Origin of the sequence: Neobacillus driksii (genome assembly GCF_013409995.1) — a bacterium.
GTDB classification, from domain to species: Bacteria; Bacillota; Bacilli; order Bacillales; family Cytobacillaceae; genus Neobacillus; species Neobacillus driksii.
This window is the reverse complement of the sequence record NZ_JACCBX010000017.1, coordinates 58,415-78,060: the sequence shown is the minus strand read 5'-3', so window position 1 is coordinate 78,060 and position 19,646 is coordinate 58,415. Positions and strand designations below refer to the sequence as shown.

Annotated in this window: 17 protein-coding genes and 1 pseudogene; 2 read left to right on the top strand and 16 right to left on the bottom strand. The window is 38.5% G+C overall.

Going from position 1 to position 19,646, the window contains the following annotated elements:
* Window positions 1-7: 7 nt before the first annotated feature.
* The 13 genes from F4694_RS27930 to F4694_RS27870 form a co-directional block, all read right to left on the bottom strand.
* A complete protein-coding gene (locus F4694_RS27930; RefSeq protein ID WP_179603189.1) occupies window positions 8-778 on the bottom strand; it encodes a sugar phosphate isomerase/epimerase family protein in 771 nt (256 codons plus the stop codon).
* 12 nt (window positions 779-790) lie between these two features.
* Window positions 791-1,609 (bottom strand): sugar phosphate isomerase/epimerase family protein, encoded by an 819-nt coding sequence (locus F4694_RS27925; RefSeq protein ID WP_179603188.1) that lies wholly within the window; start codon window positions 1,607-1,609, stop codon window positions 791-793.
* Between the two features lie 3 nt (window positions 1,610-1,612).
* On the bottom strand, window positions 1,613-3,460 hold the full coding sequence (locus F4694_RS27920; RefSeq protein WP_179603187.1) for a hypothetical protein: 1,848 nt from the start codon (window positions 3,458-3,460) through the stop codon (window positions 1,613-1,615).
* 80 nt (window positions 3,461-3,540) lie between these two features.
* Window positions 3,541-4,704 (bottom strand): Gfo/Idh/MocA family protein, encoded by a 1,164-nt coding sequence (locus F4694_RS27915; RefSeq protein ID WP_179603186.1) that lies wholly within the window; start codon window positions 4,702-4,704, stop codon window positions 3,541-3,543.
* 54 nt (window positions 4,705-4,758) lie between these two features.
* Entirely contained in the window at window positions 4,759-5,517 is a 759-nt protein-coding gene (locus F4694_RS27910; RefSeq protein WP_179603185.1) for a sugar phosphate isomerase/epimerase family protein, read from the bottom strand.
* Between the two features lie 145 nt (window positions 5,518-5,662).
* Window positions 5,663-6,484 carry a sugar phosphate isomerase/epimerase family protein gene (locus tag F4694_RS27905; RefSeq protein ID WP_179603184.1) on the bottom strand — a complete coding sequence of 274 codons (822 nt, stop codon included), beginning with the start codon at window positions 6,482-6,484 and terminating at the stop codon, window positions 5,663-5,665.
* Window positions 6,485-6,493: 9 nt separating this feature from the next.
* Window positions 6,494-7,657 (bottom strand): dihydrodipicolinate synthase family protein, encoded by a 1,164-nt coding sequence (locus F4694_RS27900; RefSeq protein WP_179603183.1) that lies wholly within the window; start codon window positions 7,655-7,657, stop codon window positions 6,494-6,496.
* A complete protein-coding gene (locus F4694_RS27895; RefSeq protein WP_179603182.1) occupies window positions 7,626-8,819 on the bottom strand; it encodes a Gfo/Idh/MocA family protein in 1,194 nt (397 codons plus the stop codon). The genes F4694_RS27900 and F4694_RS27895 overlap by 32 nt, the downstream gene beginning before the upstream one ends.
* Before the next feature lie 102 nt (window positions 8,820-8,921).
* Window positions 8,922-9,941: a Gfo/Idh/MocA family protein gene (locus F4694_RS27890; RefSeq protein WP_179603181.1), complete on the bottom strand. Its 1,020-nt coding sequence runs from the start codon at window positions 9,939-9,941 to the stop codon at window positions 8,922-8,924.
* Window positions 9,942-10,126: 185 nt separating this feature from the next.
* Complete coding sequence (locus F4694_RS27885) at window positions 10,127-11,497, bottom strand: extracellular solute-binding protein (RefSeq protein WP_179603180.1); 1,371 nt, start codon at window positions 11,495-11,497, stop codon at window positions 10,127-10,129.
* A 41-nt stretch (window positions 11,498-11,538) separates the two neighbouring features.
* Window positions 11,539-12,393, bottom strand: coding sequence for a carbohydrate ABC transporter permease (locus tag F4694_RS27880; protein WP_306458550.1), 855 nt, complete (start codon window positions 12,391-12,393; stop codon window positions 11,539-11,541).
* A gap of 20 nt (window positions 12,394-12,413) precedes the next feature.
* On the bottom strand, window positions 12,414-13,364 hold the full coding sequence (locus F4694_RS27875) for a carbohydrate ABC transporter permease (protein ID WP_257029436.1): 951 nt from the start codon (window positions 13,362-13,364) through the stop codon (window positions 12,414-12,416).
* Between the two features lie 320 nt (window positions 13,365-13,684).
* Window positions 13,685-14,575 carry an AraC family transcriptional regulator gene (locus F4694_RS27870; RefSeq protein ID WP_257029435.1) on the bottom strand — a complete coding sequence of 297 codons (891 nt, stop codon included), beginning with the start codon at window positions 14,573-14,575 and terminating at the stop codon, window positions 13,685-13,687.
* Between the two features lie 473 nt (window positions 14,576-15,048).
* Here F4694_RS27870 and F4694_RS27865 point away from each other — a divergent pair, with 473 nt between their 5' ends.
* A complete protein-coding gene (locus F4694_RS27865; RefSeq protein ID WP_179603179.1) occupies window positions 15,049-15,282 on the top strand; it encodes a hypothetical protein in 234 nt (77 codons plus the stop codon).
* 54 nt (window positions 15,283-15,336) lie between these two features.
* On the top strand, window positions 15,337-16,119 hold the full coding sequence (locus F4694_RS27860; RefSeq protein WP_218895874.1) for a hypothetical protein: 783 nt from the start codon (window positions 15,337-15,339) through the stop codon (window positions 16,117-16,119).
* 446 nt (window positions 16,120-16,565) lie between these two features.
* On the opposite strand, the pseudogene F4694_RS27855 reads toward F4694_RS27860, so the two are convergent.
* The 3 genes and pseudogenes from F4694_RS27855 to F4694_RS27845 all read right to left on the bottom strand — a co-directional run.
* Window positions 16,566-16,937 (bottom strand): annotated as a pseudogene (locus F4694_RS27855) (thiamine biosynthesis protein MoeB); the annotation flags it as partial.
* A 429-nt stretch (window positions 16,938-17,366) separates the two neighbouring features.
* Window positions 17,367-18,542 carry a Ger(x)C family spore germination protein gene (locus tag F4694_RS27850; protein WP_179603176.1) on the bottom strand — a complete coding sequence of 392 codons (1,176 nt, stop codon included), beginning with the start codon at window positions 18,540-18,542 and terminating at the stop codon, window positions 17,367-17,369.
* Complete coding sequence (locus F4694_RS27845; RefSeq protein ID WP_218895873.1) at window positions 18,539-19,642, bottom strand: GerAB/ArcD/ProY family transporter; 1,104 nt, start codon at window positions 19,640-19,642, stop codon at window positions 18,539-18,541. The genes F4694_RS27850 and F4694_RS27845 overlap by 4 nt, the downstream gene beginning before the upstream one ends.
* Between the last annotated feature and the right edge of the window lie 4 nt (window positions 19,643-19,646).

Sequence of the window (19,646 nt, the reverse complement as noted above, 5' to 3'; positions counted from 1 at the left end):
GAGACTACTATGCAATACGAAACTGCTCTTTTAAATAAAGTAGTGATTGTTTAACCTCTGTTTCAAAGTCATTCCACTTACATTCGATTGAAATCCGGCCATTATAACTAGATTGCTGCACCAAGTTGACAAAGTCCGAATATGGGTAACTTCCTGTACCAGGTGATAGTCTGCCAGAGTCTGCAACATGGATATGTTTAATAAAATCTTTATGTTCGTAAATATGAGTTAAAGGCTCAGAATCTTCATCCATATGGTAAAAATCTGCCAAGGCCTTAATCGATTTACGGTTTACTATTTCAGCAAATTTGACTGCTTCTGGAACACTGTTAATAATATTTGATTCCTTTCTATTAAGAGGCTCTATGACAATGGTCAAATCGAGTGGATCCGCCACGTCAGCTGCCAGATGCAAAAACTGGACAATTTGTTCTTCACCTTTCATCCTTGAAAAACCATCTGGCAATGCTCTAGCACCCCCGCTTCCAAACACAATGGTGTCAGCACCTATTCGTTTTACTCGTTCTAAGGCAGACGCCAAATATTTTTTTATCCGTTCGGTATTAACCTGTTCGCCGACAATTTTTAAATCTCCGGGAAGAAGAATATTACAGGCTTCAACCGGAATGGGCGATTCTTCATAAGTTCTTAGGATGGATGTAAACTCCGCTTCGCTTGCCTCAGGTTGTAATGAAACAACCGTACATTCAATAAAATCATAACCAGCTTGATAGAGAATGGACGCTTTCTCTATACCTGCACAACAACCTAGTTTCATATAAATCCCACCTTATTTAAGTATTTCTTTCATAAAAGAACTATATTGTTTAAATGCAATTTCTGGTTCTTCTATCTCAGGACACCATTTTTTTTCCCATTCTAATGTGCAATAGCCTTCGTATCCATTACTCTTTAAAAGAGTGTATATTTCTTTTAAGGGGACATCACCCTCCCCAAGAAGACAAAGCTGGTACCCTCTTTGTGTACCTTCCTTTACATAAGAATCCTTCCAGTGTGTATATTTAACATAGTCTCCAAGAGTCTCCCAAGTGAAGGCAGGTTCTTCTCCTATCGTTCGATAAGGATGATGCACATCCCATAGGACATGAAAATGTGAGGAGTGAATTCTAGTAAAAATTTCTTTCATATATTCGCTGCTGGTCCAATCATCATGTGTTTCAAAAAGGAGGTGAACGTCGTACTCCTCCGCAATTTTGAGATATTCTAAGACGGTACTCTCTACAATTGAAAATGCTTCTTCTCTGCTTGTATCTCTAATGGAACCGCCAAATACCCGAATGTATGGCGTGTGAAATTCTTGACAAAGCGCCGCATAGTTCGTTAATTCTTCTCGATAAATTTCAAATTCTTCTCTTGAGTTTGTAAACAGCCTTACCGAGCTTGAAAAACAGGGCACTTCTAGGGATGCTTCTTGAAATCTGCGAACAGTCTCACGTACGTTACTTGAGAACTCTGGAAATTTAAATAGATCCAATTCACCTAGGTAACCTCGGAAATCAACTCCATCATAGCCGTTTTCCACTGCATTTGAGATGATTTTATCTAAATCCCAATTGGGACAACCTAATGTCGTAAAAGCTAATTTCATCCTTTAACTCCTTCCAACTAAAGAATCAATTTTACTGACTTCCATCATTTCTAGTAAAGTATTCTCCTCAATGTATTCATCATCTTGATAGAGATGAACCATATAGTGAGAAACGGTTTGCTTTGTCTGATAGGATGCACTTGTCAGTAATCCATTACGGTATCGGACAACCTGGGGTCCCATTTCTATGCCCGTAAAAGCCTTATCATCAAGCACTTTAATACAAACCTTATTTCCTTTATAATCAACGTCAATCCTGTTTTCTGTACAGCTAATTTTCGTGCTGGTTTCGCCATCAGATAAAAACAGAGGAAATTCCTGTACCACACTTTCTATCTCACCTATAATAGAATCTTGCACAAGTAGGATTTCTGGTGTAACGGTAAGCGTTTGCTCAATCAGAAAAGCCCCATTCATAGGTCCTCTAAAAACAAGTTTCACCTCGACTTTTTTAGGGTCACAGGATATTACAGAGACATCCAGATTGGGAGATTCTTTTGATGTCATCTCACTTAATCGTGTCATCACATTGTTTACATTGATCCAAGCTGGAGCAAATGATAGAGCTCTATTACTTGTTAATGGTGTTCCATCTGCTGGACCAATGGTGGGCCATACATTTTTTCGCTGGATCCGGACAATTCCTGTAGGAGTGTAGTTTTTATCCCCTTTGGTCTGATACTCAATGTAATGCCCGCCTGCATTAATAATCAATTTATGAAAATACGGTTCCATCAAAAGATAGAATCCACCTGTTTGTGCTGGACATGGAAGTTCTCCTATTTCATCGTCACCCTGTTCGAATGCCAGCGCTAAAAAATACGCTGCAAGCAAATTGTATTGAGAATGATAGGTGTAGGTTTCGTAACCGGTACGAGCCATAGGGTCAGCATAATTTCTGACCACATTCAGCTCGCCTGTCGGCCTCTTCCATCTTTTGATAGATTCTAGCGATAACGCTGCTCCCCGTTTAAAGGCCGCTGCCATGATATAATCTCCACGATTGGCATATTCATTTGCTGCCACTTCAAACTGAAAAGCTTGTTGGGCTTCATTCCACTGATGCTGGGAGCTTCGGCCTCCCGTCGGCATTTCGCCTGTTGGACTTTGCATAAACAGTGACGTTAAGTCTCCACGCTTACAGCATTCTACCAATCTCTCTTTGTGCCTGCCGTCATACCCTTCAAGCAACATTAATCGAAAATAGTTTCGTGTAAACATGGCATATGCCATTGGGCCATTTGGATCTACATAGAGACCATACTCTGTTAAAAGCTCCATTTGGGGGGCTAATTCCTGATCAATCTCTTCTAAATCCATAGGATTTCCAAGCCCATGTGCTCCCCGCAAGTATTCTCCTGCAAGTGCCACCACTTTCCAATTGTTAATGGTTTTTCGATATAAACTTGCAGGATTCATTCTAGAAAATGACATTTCCCATTGTTTGGCTTTTGTGTCAGATACATAAGGTTTCAGTTTCATATAAGCAAAAGTGACCATGGTGGTATAAAAATTACTATGATCATCTGCACAATTCTCTTCCACCATTTGTTTAAGCGAAGAATCTAACGCTTTACTAGCACTTACTAACATCCAATTTTCCATTCGCTGCGTATATAAGAGTGCTGTGGCAGCAGCGAAAGCTGGGGTAGAATATTGTGTCTCACGATGCATACAAGGGTCGATAATTCGACCTTCGTCATCCATACAGGTATAAAAATAATGAACAAGAGGTTCAATGATGTCTAGATATGAGCTTTTTTTGTACTGTGAATCACGTATTTGTGATTCATCAAATTGTTCAACATACTTCGATACTGCACCTTCAAGCGGAAATGGTTTTTCTAACAAGGCTTTACTCCTCTCAAATCGTAAGAAGAAAGCAGAATATAGGGGATATTCTGCTTTTCAAGTGTTATTTAGCTAATCCTTTAATGTGTTCCTTGAATATTAAGTGTTCGATCAGCAACGATTTCCTTTTTGAATGTAGAGGTTTTGATTCTCTCTTGCAATTTTGAATAGAAGAGATCTTCATTTATGGGAAGGTCTACCCAATCGTCTGTCCAGGCAGATAAATGCATAGCATTCGAAATTTCTAGCCCTTTGATTCCTTCTACGCCTGGCCCTAATAATTCTGTGCCATGAAGAATCGCATTCACCCAGTTGGTGGTAATTCCTTTATGCTGTGTTGCTACTCCTTTAATTGGGATATCAATTTTCCAGCATTCTGGTTCTCCAAATCCACCTTTATATTCTCTGTTAAATTCCCTTTCGGATTGTCTTAATCTCCAAAATGTCAATTTTCCATCTTCGACTACCAATTTTCCACGATCCCCGGATATTTCGTAGCGATTGGTTCCAGGAGCATCACCTGTTGAAGTAACGAATACACCTGTTGCACCATTTTCGTATTCAACATAAGCCGTTACGTCATCTTCTACTTCAATATTATGAAACTTACCAAACCCACAAAATGCCCGAACTCGTTTCGGCATCAATCCGCTCGTCCATTGCCATAAATCAAGCTGGTGTGGGTCTTGATTTGCGAGGACCCCGCCGCCTTCACCTGCCCATGTTGCTCTCCAACCGCCTGAATCATAATAGCTTTGAGACCGATACCAATCTGTTATAATCCAATTTGTTCGTTTGATTTCTCCTAATTCTCCGCTTTGTACAAGATCTCTTAGCTTTTGATACAAAGGATTGGTTCGTTGGTTAAACATAATCCCAAAAACTTTTCCACTTTTTTTAGCCACCTCATTCAATTCACGAACGTTTTTGGTAAAAACACCAACCGGCTTTTCTACCAAAACATGTAGACCTTTTTGAAGGGCTTTTATCGCTAAAGGCGGATGATCATAATGCGGGGTTGCTACAATCACCGCATCAATATCACCGAATTCGAAAAATGCTTCGGTATTGTCAAACATTTGTATATTTTCACCTAATGTTTCTTTTGTCCATTTTAATCTCTCGGGGTTCTGATCACATACGGCTGTTAATACTGCCCCTGGTACTTCACCATTATTAAGATAGAGTGAATGGGAACTTCCCATATTGCCAATACCGATAATTCCTATTTTGACATTCTCCAAATTTTCCCTCTCCTTATTTCATAATTGGTTTGCAGTAAGCGCTTCAGATTTGTTTTATTGAAATTGCTTTGCAAGTACTTTTAGGTTTTCTAAGCTTGTTTGAAGACTATCCATTGGGTTACCAGGACAGATATCTTGTTCCACTGCATACCATTCAACTCCTGATTTTTCACACCAATCTAGGATTGGAGCAAAATCAATCAAGCCTGTTCCAACTTCCGCAAAGGTTTTTCTTTCATCCTTTGTCATGTCTTTTAAATGGATAATAGGCATTCTTTGTGCATATGCTTGTAGAAATTGCAGCGGGTCTCTTCCGCCTTTTTTTACCCAAAACACGTCAATTTCCGCCAAAATTTTATTCTCTGCTGTTGGTTCTAACAAGTATTCTAAAGAAGATTTCCCTTCTATTTCAGTGTCAAATTCAAAAGCATGGTTATGATAGCTAATCCGATATCCGGGTGCTTTCTCAGCCACTTCATTTAAGAAGGTCTTTACTTTTTGATAGCCTTCTCTGTTTCTTAAATTCTCAGGAAGGAATGGACAAACAATATCTTTTGTTTGATATAAGCTGACTTCATCTAGAAGATTATCAAGATCGTTTTCCAGCCTGTCAATGGATATATGTATCCCGGCCGTACCCAGTTGATTTTCCTTTAGAGCTGCTGCGACTTCTTCTGGATCATAGCCAGGCGGTAACGCCGACAACTGAACTCCGGCCCAGCCCATTTCCTTCAATTCTTTAAAAACTGGTACAATTCCTCTTTTTAATTCTTCTCTTAGCGTATACAATTGGGCTGCAAACTTATTTCTCATATCACTAGCTCCTTTTCTTATTACAGTGTAATAGCTTTATGTCTATATTAAACGGAATATTCAGAATAAACTTGGTTAAAGTTGTTCAGTATAGGCTGATTTTTTTCCCATATTGCTATATTAAGAGGAAATTTGTACTCAACTATTAAACATGTTCTAAATAGCGGGACTTCATTACTCTTAATACTTCATCTCCAGGCTGATTCCAAATCGTTTCATTAAAAATCTCTACTTCTATCGGACCTTTATAGCCAGTCTGCTCAACGGCATATCTAATTTTTCTTATGTCAATGACCCCATCACCCATCATCCCTCGCCCCATCAATAAATCGGGTGTCGGTACAATCCAGTCAGACATATGGAACCCGAGAATCCGTCCCTTTGCACGTGCAATTTGATTGTACAAATCAGGATCCCACCACACATGGAAAACATCCACGACTACTCCAACCTGTTCAGGCTGATATTGTTCGGCAATGGTATTTGCTTCATTCAGGGTAACAATGACACATCTTTCTGCCGCATACATCGGGTGCAATGGTTCAATTCCTAATTTAATCCCATAGTCTGCAGCAAATGGGACAATCTGCTCGATACCGTCTGCAACCATTTTTCTTGCTGTTGCAATATCCTTATCTGATGAAGGTCCGCATACAAGTACCAAGGTATCCGTCCCCAGTTCAGCTGCTTCTTCAATCGCCCGCTTATTATCATCGATTCGTTTTTGACGTTCACTTTCTGTTGCTGCCGGAAACATACCGCCTCGACAAAGGCTTGATACCTTAAGTCCAGCATTTTTCACCAACCGCTTACTGTCTGCCAGGCCGATTTCCTCAACTTTGTGCCGCCATAGGGCAATCCAAGGAATTTCCTGCCGGACGCAGCCATCAACGGCTTGACGTAGATTCCAGTTACCTGTCGTAATTTGATTTAAGCTTAATCGGTCAATGGTTGTTAACTGTTCCATTTGCTCCTCCTATTCGATCCCGGCCAGTTTGAGGACTAGCTTCATTCTTTCTGCAGCTAAATCTGGCTCCCTAAGTAAACCAGCTTGATCAGCCAGTACAAAAAGTTCTGATAAATGTGCAATCGATCTGGCACTCTCAGCACCGTTAATCATTCGAAAATGATTCTGATGACCATTCAAGTATGCCATGAATACAATTCCAGTTTTATACGAGTAAGTAGGAGTTTGAAAAATATGTCTAGATAATGGAACTGTTTTATCTAATATGGACTCATAGGTATTCACGTCATCCTGATCAAGGGCATTTAGTGCTGCGGCGGCTGCCGGGGCGATTGCGTCAAAAATACCCAATAGGGCATGGCTAAACCCGTGATGATCTCCTCGAATTAATTCAGGGTAGTTAAAATCATCGCCCGTGTACATCTTGACAGTTTCTGGTAATCGCTGTCTCATCTCAATTTCCTTATCAGCATCCAGAAGAGAGATTTTAATCCCGTCCACCTTATCCTGATTTTCCCAAATGATGTTTAAACAAACTTCCATTGCATCATCCAGATTTTTATGTCCCCAGTACCCTGTTAAGGATGGGTCAAACATATCACCTAACCAATGTAAGATAACAGGTTGAGAAATTTGGGACAGGATATGTCTATAAACGCGAGCATAATCCTCCGGGCCCTTCGCATTTGCCGCCAATGCCCGGCTTGCCATTAAAATAATTTGACTACCCTGCTCCTCGATAAAAGCACACTGTTCTTCATAGGCTTCAATGATTTGTTCCATAGAGTATTTATTATTGGGTATCAAATGATCAGTTCCTGCACCACAGGCTATCCTTCCGCCAACTGCATTTGCTTCCACACTGGAACGTCTGATTAATTCCTTCGCACCATCCCAGCTAAGGCCCATACCTCTTTGGGCGGTATCCATGGCTTCCGCAACCGAAAGACCCATTGACCAAAGATAACGCCGATAAGATAACGTATCTTCCCAATGAATCTGGGGATTTCCTAACGGACATGCAACAGCCAATGGGTCACAAACAACATGAGCAGCGGAAAAAGCAGTCCTGCTATGGAATTTCTTTGCAGGGATTTCAAAACTAGCAGTATTACCCGGTTCATAGTATTCAAAAGACCCATTAGCTCTTAGCAGCTTTAACTTTTTCACCATTCAGTGTCCCTCCAATGGTCAGTTCCGGTACATCCACCCATCGTCTTTCCTTCCACGATTGAAGACCAAGGTCAGATAATTGTGTTCCTTTTGCACCTTCTAATAAATCCCATGGAAATTCTTCATCAAGAACAATGTGCTTCAGGAATAATTCCCACTGTACCTTAAAGCCATTATCATAGATATCGTTCGTCGGCATCTCCTGCCATTGGTCTAGGAAAGAGATTGGATTCGCTATATCCGGGTTCCAAACAGGCTTTGGCGTGTTAACACGATGCTGTGTCTTACAATCTCTTAATCCCGCAACTGCACTGCCTTCCGTTCCATCGACTTGGATGGTTAAAAGGTCATCTCGGTTTACGCGTACTGCCCAAGAAGAATTTGCTTGTACGATAATCCCTCCATCTAATTCGAATGTAGCGTAGGCTGCATCCTCTGCAGTGGCTGTATATATTTCATCTTTTTCATCCACCCGCTTTTGGATATGTGTGGCACCGATACAAGAAACAGCACGGACGTTTCCAAATAGATTGTCCAGGACATAGCGCCAATGGGCAAACATGTCGGAAATTATGCCGCCGCCGTCTTCTTTTCGATAGTTCCAAGATGGACGCTGTGCTTGCTGCCAATCTCCTTCAAATACCCAGTAACCAAATTCCATTCGGACAGAGAGAATTTTACCAAAGAAACCAGAATCAACTAATCTTTTTAACTTTAAAATCCCTGGGAGAAATAATTTATCCTGGACTACTCCATTTTTGACTCCCGCTTTATAGGCTAAGGTCGCAAGTTCTAAAGACTCTTCTAGTCCTACAGCTGTTGGCTTTTCACAATAAATATGTTTCCCGGCCTTTATGGCCTTGCGAATCGCCTCAGCACGTCTAACCGTTTTTTGAGCATCAAAATAAATGATATTTTGTTCATCGGTAAGACATTCATCTAAATTGGTACTCCAACGAGTAATATTGTGTTTACTCGCTAATGTTTTTAATTTTTCTTCATTTCTTCCTACTAAAATGGGATCAGGCATAATGATAACACCGTTTTTACAAGCGACTCCTCCCTGTTCCCGAATGGCAACAATGGATCGAATAAGATGTTGATTGGTCCCCATACGGCCGGTAACACCGTTCATAATAATTCCAACATTAACAATAGACATAATTTGCTCCTTTCACTTAAAAACTACTATTTGAGATCATATAGGGTAAGCATTCCTCAAGTATTTCTTCGCTAACAGTATGTTTATTCCGCTTTCCTCGTTTTATATGCTAGCTTCTAAACTTTGCATCTTGACTTCTCTTTTTTGTTCAGATGATTTAACAATACTGTCAATCATTTTCATTGACGGAAGGGCATCTTTGACGTGTACGTACTCATCCGTATTCTCTACAATACACTCATAGAATTTATTGATTAATTTCATATGACTTGCACCGTAATAGAATTTTGAGCCTGGCATCTTGCTGTCTTCGATCATTTCTACTTTTTTACCCTCTTCATCCAGCTTCGTTAGAATACTATCCTTAATGGTGAATTTCTGTTTTTCAAAAACAACCTGAAGCTCGACACTGGAATTATTTGCATTGGCAATGGTCGCAAAAAAGAATCCTTTCACCCCATTTTCAAATTGAATAGACGCTGTGGCAGTATCTTCGATTTCTACCCCATAGTCTAGAAGCTGATCGACGGACCCTCGAATGGATTTAATTTCGCCGCCAAGCAGCTGCATTTGATCCAAAGTATGAATGGATTGGTTGATCATCACTCCACCACCTGCAAATTCCAATTTCCCCCGCCATGGTTTATTGTCATAATAAGATTTGGGTCTCGCCCATGTCACTAACCCCTTGATACCCAACACCTTTCCATATTGTTCGCTTTCAACTATTTTCTGCAGCACTTCAAAGGTTTCATTGAAACGGTTTTGGAAGCAAACACATATTTTACTATCTTTATGCTTTTCCTCTAGTTTGACGAGGTCAGATCCTTCTTCCGAATTCAATGATAGCGGCTTTTCTTGAAATACGTGCACACCCTTTTCAACACATGCTTTTGTTACGGGATAATGAAGATAGTGCGGCAAACAAATATGTACGCAATCCAACACTTCTTTTTCCAGCATCTCTTGAAAATCAGTATAAAAATTCACACCTGGCACGATATCTTTCCTTGTTTCATCGATATCACAAACTGCCACCAACTCTGCACGCGTATTTCCCTTTATTGCGGATAGATGAACACTCGAAACATCTCCAAGTCCAATCACGGCAACCTTTAGCATAAGTCACACTCCCTTATCCTTTTCGTATTTTACAGCGTATACTTTCTATCTATGAAAATAATGAACAACCATTATGAAAAGAAGTAACTGTATACTATTTCTCTACAGTTACTTCTTCATCAATCTACCGCTCTAGCAATCTTCTAGTTTATCATCTGGTCTTCTCAAGTTTTATGCCCCGAAGATTAACGATTTTCAACCCATTCCGTGCTCTCTTTTTGAGCTTTTTTAAGTGCATCTTCCGCACTTCTATTTCCAGTTAATGCAGCCTCAATTTCAGAGGTTAAGATAAAGCGCGGCTGTGAAGATCCCCATGGGTATCTAGGAGTCATCGGTGTTTCCATTGCTTTAAAAACTGGAAGCATTAACGGCATTTCTTTCACACTTTCCCATTCAGTTGCGGATTTCACTGCTGGGATTGCTCCATATTCTTCAAAAACAAATTTTTGGACGAAATCGCTCGTAGCAAATTTTACCCATTCCCAAGCCAATTCTTTATTTTTACTACTTTTCGCAATGGTAATCGGACTACCTGCAAATAATCCTCCACGACCTTCATCATTTTTAAACTCATTAACAATTCCGATTCGGTCTCCAAGTCCTTGGGCATAAGCTGGTTTAACGGTATCCCCAGGTCCTTGGTTTAACATAATGGCAATATTGTTATCCTTTGATAACCATTTTTCATTCCCTTGGTTACTAACGATTCCCTTTGGTGCATATTTTTGCATTTCCAACAGCCAATTTAACCCATTGAGCATTTCTGGTGAATCAAGGTTAAACTTAACTTCATCCCATGCAAAACCTGTTCCCCATGTACCGTTTTGTCCTTCAGCAAGATCCACAAGTGTGAAAGCAGAAGACCAATCCCCACGGAACCAAATTCCATAGTTTTGTTCACCGGTTTTTGGATTCTTTCCTGTCATTTGTTTTGCTTTTTCTGCAATTTCTTCCATTGTTGGGTTTTCAGATGGATATTCTACACCCCAGTCGTCAAATATCTTCTTATCGTAAGCAATAAAACGGGTATCTCCCAAAAACGGAAGTCCAAAAATATCCAATTCCTTACTGTCTGTGCCCAAAGCCTTCCATCCATCTACTTGGTTATCAATGAAGATATCTAGACTGAATTCTTTGTCCTTTTCAATCCACGGCTGTAATGGTTCTAGTACACCTTGTGGAGCAAAATCTGCGACACCAGGCATTTGGTACACGTCGGCTTCACCAGAAGTGATCATCGCCTGCGTTTTCTCTGTATATCCTTCCCATGGCATTAAAACAAAGTCAACCGTTGCTCCAGGGTGCTGCTTTTCGAACTCCTCCTTTACTACTTTCATGCCTTTTGCTGTCTCACCAGTAACGGGATCTGTCTTGTCTTCCATCGCAAAGTCACCAATCATCTGGACCTTAATTTTTTGTCCAGCCCATTTTCCTTCTGTTTTACTAGTTGAAGAAGAACTATTTGATTTCGGAACACAGCCCACAAGTGCAAAACTCAATAACAACATCATCGTAATAAATAAAGTGATCTTCTTCTTGTAAATACCTCTACGCATTTCATTACCCCCTATTAATTCCTTTAATTAAAACTAATAAACTATTCTCCCTTTACCCCGCTTAGTGCAATACTTTGGATAATGTATCGTTGTAAAAAAAGATACAAGATGATGATTGGTAGAATACTAACGGTTGCGAGAGCCATCGTTAAGCCACCTAAACTTGAACCATTCTCTAGCGAAAAACTCGCTAGATAAAGAGGAACGGTTTGTAGTTCTAAATCGTTCAGCACAACTAATGGCCACATGAAGTCATTCCAGCTCCAAATAAAGGCTAAAATCACCATTGTTGCAGCGATCGGTCCGGCAAGCGGCAAATAGACAGTGAAGAAAATTCTAAACTCACCGGCTCCATCAATTTGGGCCGCCTCCCGAAGCGTATCTGGCAGCTGATCAAAAAACTGTTTACAAAGGAAAATCAACATGCCGCTAATAATAGAGGGAAGAACCAATGGATAATATGTGTTCAATAGATTCATTTTATTAAACAAGGTATATAAGGGGATTAACCTCGGCTCCATTGGGATCATGAGCGTACAAAGGACAACAATGAACAAGATTTTCTTTCCCTTGAATTTACCCTTAGAGAACGCATATCCTGACAGAAGGGAGGCAGAAACTCCCAAAATCACAGAACTCACTGTTACAATGGTAGAGTTTATATACGATTTAATAAGTCTTCCATTCTCAAATACGATTCCATAGTTGAATTTTGAAGGTTCCTCTGGTATTAATCGAGGTGGAAAAGGCATTGAAATATTGGCTGTTCTATCAAAACCTACGCTAACCATCCATATAAATGGAGCCATAAGCACGACACCGAAAATTAATAGAATAAGAAACTTAATAATAGATGTAATCTTTTCCATTTTCTTCATAGACATGGTGTTATTCAATACAGTCCCTCCTCTCTAGGTTATATTTTCATTTTCGAGACTTTGAGATTAATAAAGGTAAAAATCAAGATGATTATAAACATGATATATGTGGCAGCGGATGCGATACCAAATTCAAACCCTGTAAAACCACGCTCATAAATAAAGGCTCCCATGGTTTGGATTGAACGAGCAGGACTTCCATTTGGTCCGCCAACGACGTAAACCTCATTGAAACGCTGAAGAGCACCAATCCAACCAGTGATTAATAAGAAGGCAAACGTTCCAGTCATGTTTGGAATGGTGATAAAAAACCATTGTTGGATTCCACTTGCCCCGTCGATTTTAGCCGCCTCATACATTTCCGATGAAATGGCTTGAAGATTGGCAAGACAGATAATAATAACAAAACCAATCCAATGCCAAACCGCTAGCAATATTACACCCCATTTAGAAGTGGCAGGATCTGAAAACCAGCCTGGTGTTGGTAATCCTAAAGAACCAAGAATATAATTTAGAATCCCCATTTCAGGGTGTAAAACAAATTGAAAGATCATGGCTGCCGCAACAATGGAAGTGACATTTGGCAGAAAGTATAAGACCTTAAAAAAGTTTTTCCCTTTTGACACAGAGTTGATAAGTGTTGCAAAAATAAATCCTAGTGGAATGGTGATAATGATTTGAAAGATACCGATATAAAAGGTATTCCAAACGGAATTCCAAAAAGGACCTGAAGTTAATACCGTACGAAAGTTAGCCAGTCCCGTAAAGGTCTCAATCGTCCCATTTGATTTAAAAAAACTCAATCTTAGAGATTCTGCGATTGGATAGACCATGAACAGTAAAATACCTAGAAAACTTGGGATTAAGAAAATATACCATGTCCATTGGGAACTTCTTTTTTTCTGTTTCATCGTTTTAGACTCTGTGTGAGTGTTTGTATTCACACTTTGAGTGGCTGTATTGGCCGCTTCCATGCTGTTATTCGCCATAAATATCTCCTTTCTTGATTAAAATTCCTTCACCGTTTTGATTTTGGTCATTTAACCGCTCATGAATGACAACGCTTTCAAATTAACCTAAAAAATTTTTTCATATGTAGGCGTTGCTTTTTACCAATGCCTTTTTTATCTCCTTTTAACAACGCCCTCCTGTTTCTGTTAAGTATCATTCTAGTAAATCTAGCGGATACACTTTCAACTTCTGATTAAATAGTATAAAAATTTAGAATATTTCGCTTGTTTGTAATTGTGATATTTTGACTTTAATTTGTCATTTGTTGCTGTTTTGCTATTTTTTTAGGGGCAATGCTTTATTTTGAATACGCTGAATGTTTCCGGATTGCTCTACTATTTCGATATTCTGATGGGGTAATATTCATTTGTTTTCGAAAAAAACGACTAAAATGAGATGAATCTTCAAAACCGGATTCTAAGGCTACTTCATGTATAGATTTTCCCGGGTGGATCTCCAGCAAGTATTTTGCCCGGTTAATCCGACAAGTCATTAAGTACTGCATGATGGTAAAACCTGTTACCTCTTTAAATATCCTAGCCATATGGTATTTACTTAAATTTAAATTGGCTGCAATACTGTCTAACGTAATCGAACTGTTAAAATTCTTTTCAATCCAGGGTATAATCCGTTTTACGTGAGTATTCTTTTCCGTTTCGATTGGAGGTATTTTTACGAGCTGTTGATTACTTAATTCATAGATTTTAAATAGAAGTTGTACGAATAAAGTGGATATTTCACCATTTCGCAAACGACTTTCTACACTATTTTCTTTATCAAGCAATGTAGTCTGATCTTTGCAGGCGATTTTTCTAATTAGCTCCTTAATCTCTACTAATTTCTCTTTGTCTGTTCCCCGGAATAAAGTATTACTGAGCTGGTTAAACGGATTTAATAATTCAGGAACGTTTAAGTTAATTAAAATTGGCCGTAACCATTCAGATGAAAACTCAATGACGCTTCTTTCATATGGGATACCTGGTTCTGGGTATGCTCTGTGCAATGTTAAACCATTCATGATAATAATATCGTCTTCTTGTAAAGGATAAATATGGTCACCAATTAAAAACTTACAGTTACCACCATGGAAATAATAAATTTCATATTGTTCGTGTGAGTGGTAACTAAAAGCTTCATGCGAGTTGACGGTGTCGACCAACCGATAGTTTGCATTTATTTTCTCATCCAAACCTGCTTCCTCCTCTTTTTACGACAATTAGGTCTCCTTTACTTTAAAAGCAGCGTACTTCTCTTATTTCATTAAAATATAACTGCCCTTCGTTCTTGTTAAGCTAAAATTTTATTCTCTTAACTTCTTATAATTACCTCCTTAAATTCCCAAAATTCAAAAAGTTAAGACTATACTCACATTCTTCCAGCTATCAAACGGGATAATAGACGGATAAATATAGGAATAAAAAATAGCCCAGGGACCCCTGGCCCTAGACATTTATAGATTATATGTTTAGACAGATGCAGAAATCAGTCAGCGGGTTATTGATTTCATCATAGTGAAACTTAAGCAATTTAGAGCCATTAAAATCTGTTATTTTTCTAGAATTTTTGGATGATTAAACTTGAAAGGATGAATTTAACATTTTACAAGTGGAATAATAGAATAGTAAGTTATTCAGTTTTTTGTTATTTGTATAGGGGGATAATATGATAATTAAATTTGGTCTCATGTTTTTAATTAATATCATGTTAGGTGGTTGTATTTCAAGTAAAGGTACCGTCAAATCAAATGAAGACGTTAAAAATTATATAAGAGACAAATATGGCTTTGAAATTAACATATTAAGTGAAGCGCAAGTGAGTACAGGACTAAATACACCTTATTTAGTTCAAAGAGCTGACGAACCAAAGGTCGAATTCGCAATATTTGTAAAGGGTTAGTCCTCGATTAAAATAACTGGTGATAGTTATGAAAAAGATTTGAAACGGTATGAGTTGAATGCTACATATAAAAAATCAAGTCTTCATAAGACTTTGCTAGATTTAGGTTATACCAAATCTCATGTACAATTCTCACCGGAGGATAACGAAAAAAATTTAAGTCTATATCTAGCGAAGGAAAATGGATTTTTATTAAATAAGGATTTTGCTGAATTGAATGCCTCCTTAGAAAAGATTAACCAAGGGCTAAAAGAATTTAAAAACAATGGTTATCACATTCATAATATGAAAATAGGCAGCCTGGAAAATTATGATGAATATATTCTTGAAGATTACGAGCATGATAAACATTATAACGATATTGAATTTAAGAATATAAATGAAGTGTTAACAACAGAATATCTCAATAAAGAAATGAATGAAATTAATAATAAAAATAATGCTCTATTAAATTATTATTCTACAAGGGATTCAATAAAGGTTGAAGAGGAAAGATTAAAAGCACTTCATTTTGAATTTTTTGGCAGTCCTTCTTTAGAATGTACTCCTTTCCCTGAGTCAATAGAAATTAGTGAATTAGATTACTCTGAATGTTTATCTTATACATTTTCCTTATATAGACACCAAACCATTGAGTATTTTGAGGAAAGTGACATAGATGATATTTTTGAACTGATAAATTATGTTAGGTCTTTGCCATTAAATATAGATAATATTGAAATTTCAGCGGCGGGAGACGACTTATCGTTAGTGGAATTAGATCGTTATAAAGACAAAGAGGCTGTAAGAAGCCTCATTCAATCTCTTAAAAAGTCTTCTGAAGCTTCATCTGAGTGAAGTCACTGATGTCATCCAATTCTCAAAGAAACGTAAAACATTTATCTAAAACTAAGCTTTTCTCTTTTGGAGTACCCACATAGGAATAGTTCTTTACGATTAATGTGGTTTTTTCAAAATTATCCATTCAACGTTGGTGCTATTGAGATTTTTGGGCTCTGGAAAGCTCATGCCGTTGCTAATTCTTGTATAATAGTATAAAACAACAAAAATAGAGTGCTAAAGCATTGGAAGCTTTAGCAGTCTATTTATAATGTTATGTTTATTTTCTTCTAAAAAGTTTTGATCTAAAAGTGTCTCTTGCCAAAATCAAACAAACAAAATAGCACTGATTATAAATAGGAAGTCTATATAAAAATTCCTGTCATATTCGAAATTTGTCGCATTTGACAAGTGACAGGCACCTTTAGGACTACGAATCTAAAGTCAGCGGTTGTTCATTCTAATTAACCCAAGTATTTATGGTATAGCGACTTTGCTTCTGTAATATCCTTTGTTCCGTGCACTAATACCCTTCCGTCTTTAAAAATGACTAATCGGTGAGTATTCACTGTATACGATAATAGGTAAGGATTTCGCTGCACCGTTCCCCCTTGATTCATGAATAGTTTTTCTAAAGCTTCCAAATTACGTACAACAGGAACGGAAGGTCGTATCTGGACAGAATCTCTTCCACAAAGTACAGCTGACTTTGTTTGATTTTCAAAGGATAAAAATGGATAAGAGGGTTTTACTCCACAAGTAGGGCAATCCTCATTTTTTAATTTATCTACATTTATGGAAGTATAATGGTTTTTCCATAAATCAAAAATTACGATTCCATTTAAATAGAAGATAACTCCATTCTTCAAAGCTAGAGGGGATTCTTGGTGTTAATGATCGTGCAGGAGTTGCAGCGATTCTTGAAATTCTGCTTAAGAGTGAAAAAGACCAATTTTAGAGGAACCTGGGACTCCGGTCCAATTTAATTTTTAAAATTGGCTAATGACAGCCACTTTATTTAAAGCAAGTACGCTAAGAATGTTACTCCATCATTCTCCCTAAGGGACCAAGAATGTATTTGAGAAAAGTAATAGGACCTTGTAAGTTTTCTAGGTTATGAAAGGACGACAAGGTCGACAAAAACAGGATAACAGCAAATGTTATCCTGTCAGCCTTCGAGGCGTTTTTTAGCTGCTTCCGCTCGAAAAGAACAATGAACCAAATAAGGAGTTGCACTAAAAGTACCGTATCCCAATTCCATTGCATTAATTCTTCACCTCATCTCTTGGAAGTGCTGCCGGCGGGCCAATATAACCGGGTCTCCTTACTTTCGCATTAACCGTGAATTTGACTTCTATCTCTGGAAATTTTTCATCCCATTTGCCGCTTACTTTCCTCCACTCCTTTGGGTATTTTTGATGAAATCTCCTCCCGAAATCAATGACATCCGTTTTGAATTCTTGTTGGAGCTTTTCAATGGTTTGTGTCACTCTTTCCTTTAGGGCTGCTTCGTATTCTTTCGTCAATTTCATCATGACTTCCACATTCATTAGATTTAAATGCGTTTCGTTTTGGACAATATCGCCTTCAATGTCAATACTTACATTCATCATCCAACGACCATCTTTAATTTGGGGACTAACCTTCATTTCTCCTAACGTCGGTGTCAAGGTAATGGCTCCGTCCTCACCTTTAGGTTTAATGGAGATGGTGCTTCTTCTTACATCATCCTTTAACCACAATAAGCCGCGAGTATCTTTTAGATTCAATACTCCGACCATTCGATCCTTTTTAAAAATGGCTGTCCCATTAATAACAGGGATCGTTTCATGGGGCTTCCTTCCTTTTTCTTTTGAAACTAATGTTTTTATATAGGGCATAGACACACTTTCACTCTCTCCCATTAGGCCCATATCGACATCTCTTAAGGTAGTGATCAATCCCCTCTCATCTACTGTTAATTTTCTCAGCGCTTCCCCTGAATATCGTTCTAATGGTGGAACTAACGTCAAAATCTGCTTCGCTTCCCCTTCACTTACATATAAAAAGGAAGTCCCCCTTGGACTTGGATGGCGGGCCAAAAAATCGATGGCATCTCGTATCCCGCTTTTAGCCTGTTTATTTCCAAATATATAGATTTTACATTGGCCCCAAAACAGTTTTCTTGGAACATTAATTTGTAACATCGAAACGGCATTTGCAAGATTATCTCCTATTCCTTCACGAACAAAAGTAGACCCTAAACTTGGGTCCTCTCCCGATTGTCCACTTGTAATGGAGCGAGGGATAAATATCTGGATGGAGATTCTTGTTTTACCATCCTCTAATCGGTCTATCGCTGCAGCTGTAATAATGGCTAGATCTTGCAATTCTACTCGATCTGAGCATCCAGAAAGAGCCAATAAACATAAGCACAAGATGAAAGGAAGGATTTTCTTCAAGTGCTCCCACTCCTTTTCCTGCGTGCTAGGGCAATGAAGAGTAAAAATAATGGCAGTACAGTCTGAACAAGGATGGAGTAGAAAGGCTGAATTCTTGTTAAGTAGTCTATCAAGACCACAATATTAGGGATGTCCCAATAACTTAGTAAGACCAGAAGAAGACTTAAAGGAAACACAACAATTCGGTAAGTAGAGAGCCTAAACACCTGCGCTAAACCCAAACTCGCTACATATAAAAAAACAGAGATTTTAATGAAATTCCCCAAAACCCAGGAAGCGGTAATGATAATTTCAAAGTTCTCGAAAAATCCCATGACCGATATTCCACGGATAATGGAATACACAGGGTAAAATTGATTGACGGACGAAACACCCAATATGGTAAGGACAAAAAAGTTAACATAGGTGAAAATTAGCATTACGTAAAGAGAGGCTTTCATCCCAGACTTTAACCCCTTTTTTGGATGATGGAGAAAAGGAAAAAAGAAGGACAAAAGAAAAAACTCACTGAACCATGCACTATGTACCAATCCCCCCTTTATGACAGGAAGCAGCCCATTCTCTAGAATGGGAAGCATGAATCCCATATTAATGTCCTTTATTGAAAGGAGGAGAAATAATGATGTACTCATGTAGATGGTTGTGCAAATAACAGCAGATCGAGCAATCACTTCTATCCCGCCACGGACCGCGAGTGCGCTAACAAAAAGGATGCCGATGGTAAATACAACCGAAGAAGTTTCAAACATGACATTACCGGAAATGAAATTAACATATTGTCTAACCACAATCGCAGTGTTATCAATATAAAAGGAAACAAGAAAAAGACTAAAAATCTTGCCGACTGCCTTTCCAAGGATTTTTTCACTATATTCAATAGGTGTTAATTTCGGAAACAATTGATGCAGCTTCCAGACAATGAATACCGTGATAAAACCGATGATAGAGCCTATTATGGGTGTCATCCACATATCATGCTTAGCAAATCTTCCTGCTATCGATGGGACGGAAAGGATACCTGTAGCAATAATAGTTGGAACCATCATAAATTCCATTTGTATGGTTGAAATTTTCCCTTTTTCCAGCATATCTATATTCACCACC

What these genes read in the sequence shown, in the direction of transcription:
- F4694_RS27930 (WP_179603189.1), bottom strand. Translation starts at nt 778, where the DNA reads ATGAAACTAGGTTGTTGTGCAGGTATAGAGAAAGCGTCCATTCTCTAT.
- F4694_RS27925 (WP_179603188.1), bottom strand. Translation starts at nt 1,609, where the DNA reads ATGAAATTAGCTTTTACGACATTAGGTTGTCCCAATTGGGATTTAGAT.
- F4694_RS27910 (WP_179603185.1), bottom strand. Translation starts at nt 5,517, where the DNA reads ATGAGAAATAAGTTTGCAGCCCAATTGTATACGCTAAGAGAAGAATTA.
- F4694_RS27905 (WP_179603184.1), bottom strand. Translation starts at nt 6,484, where the DNA reads ATGGAACAGTTAACAACCATTGACCGATTAAGCTTAAATCAAATTACG.
- F4694_RS27900 (WP_179603183.1), bottom strand. Translation starts at nt 7,657, where the DNA reads ATGGTGAAAAAGTTAAAGCTGCTAAGAGCTAATGGGTCTTTTGAATAC.
- F4694_RS27895 (WP_179603182.1), bottom strand. Translation starts at nt 8,819, where the DNA reads ATGTCTATTGTTAATGTTGGAATTATTATGAACGGTGTTACCGGCCGT.
- F4694_RS27890 (WP_179603181.1), bottom strand. Translation starts at nt 9,941, where the DNA reads ATGCTAAAGGTTGCCGTGATTGGACTTGGAGATGTTTCGAGTGTTCAT.
- F4694_RS27885 (WP_179603180.1), bottom strand. Translation starts at nt 11,497, where the DNA reads ATGCGTAGAGGTATTTACAAGAAGAAGATCACTTTATTTATTACGATG.
- F4694_RS27875 (WP_257029436.1), bottom strand. Translation starts at nt 13,364, where the DNA reads ATGGCGAATAACAGCATGGAAGCGGCCAATACAGCCACTCAAAGTGTG.
- F4694_RS27865 (WP_179603179.1), top strand. Translation starts at nt 15,049, where the DNA reads ATGATAATTAAATTTGGTCTCATGTTTTTAATTAATATCATGTTAGGT.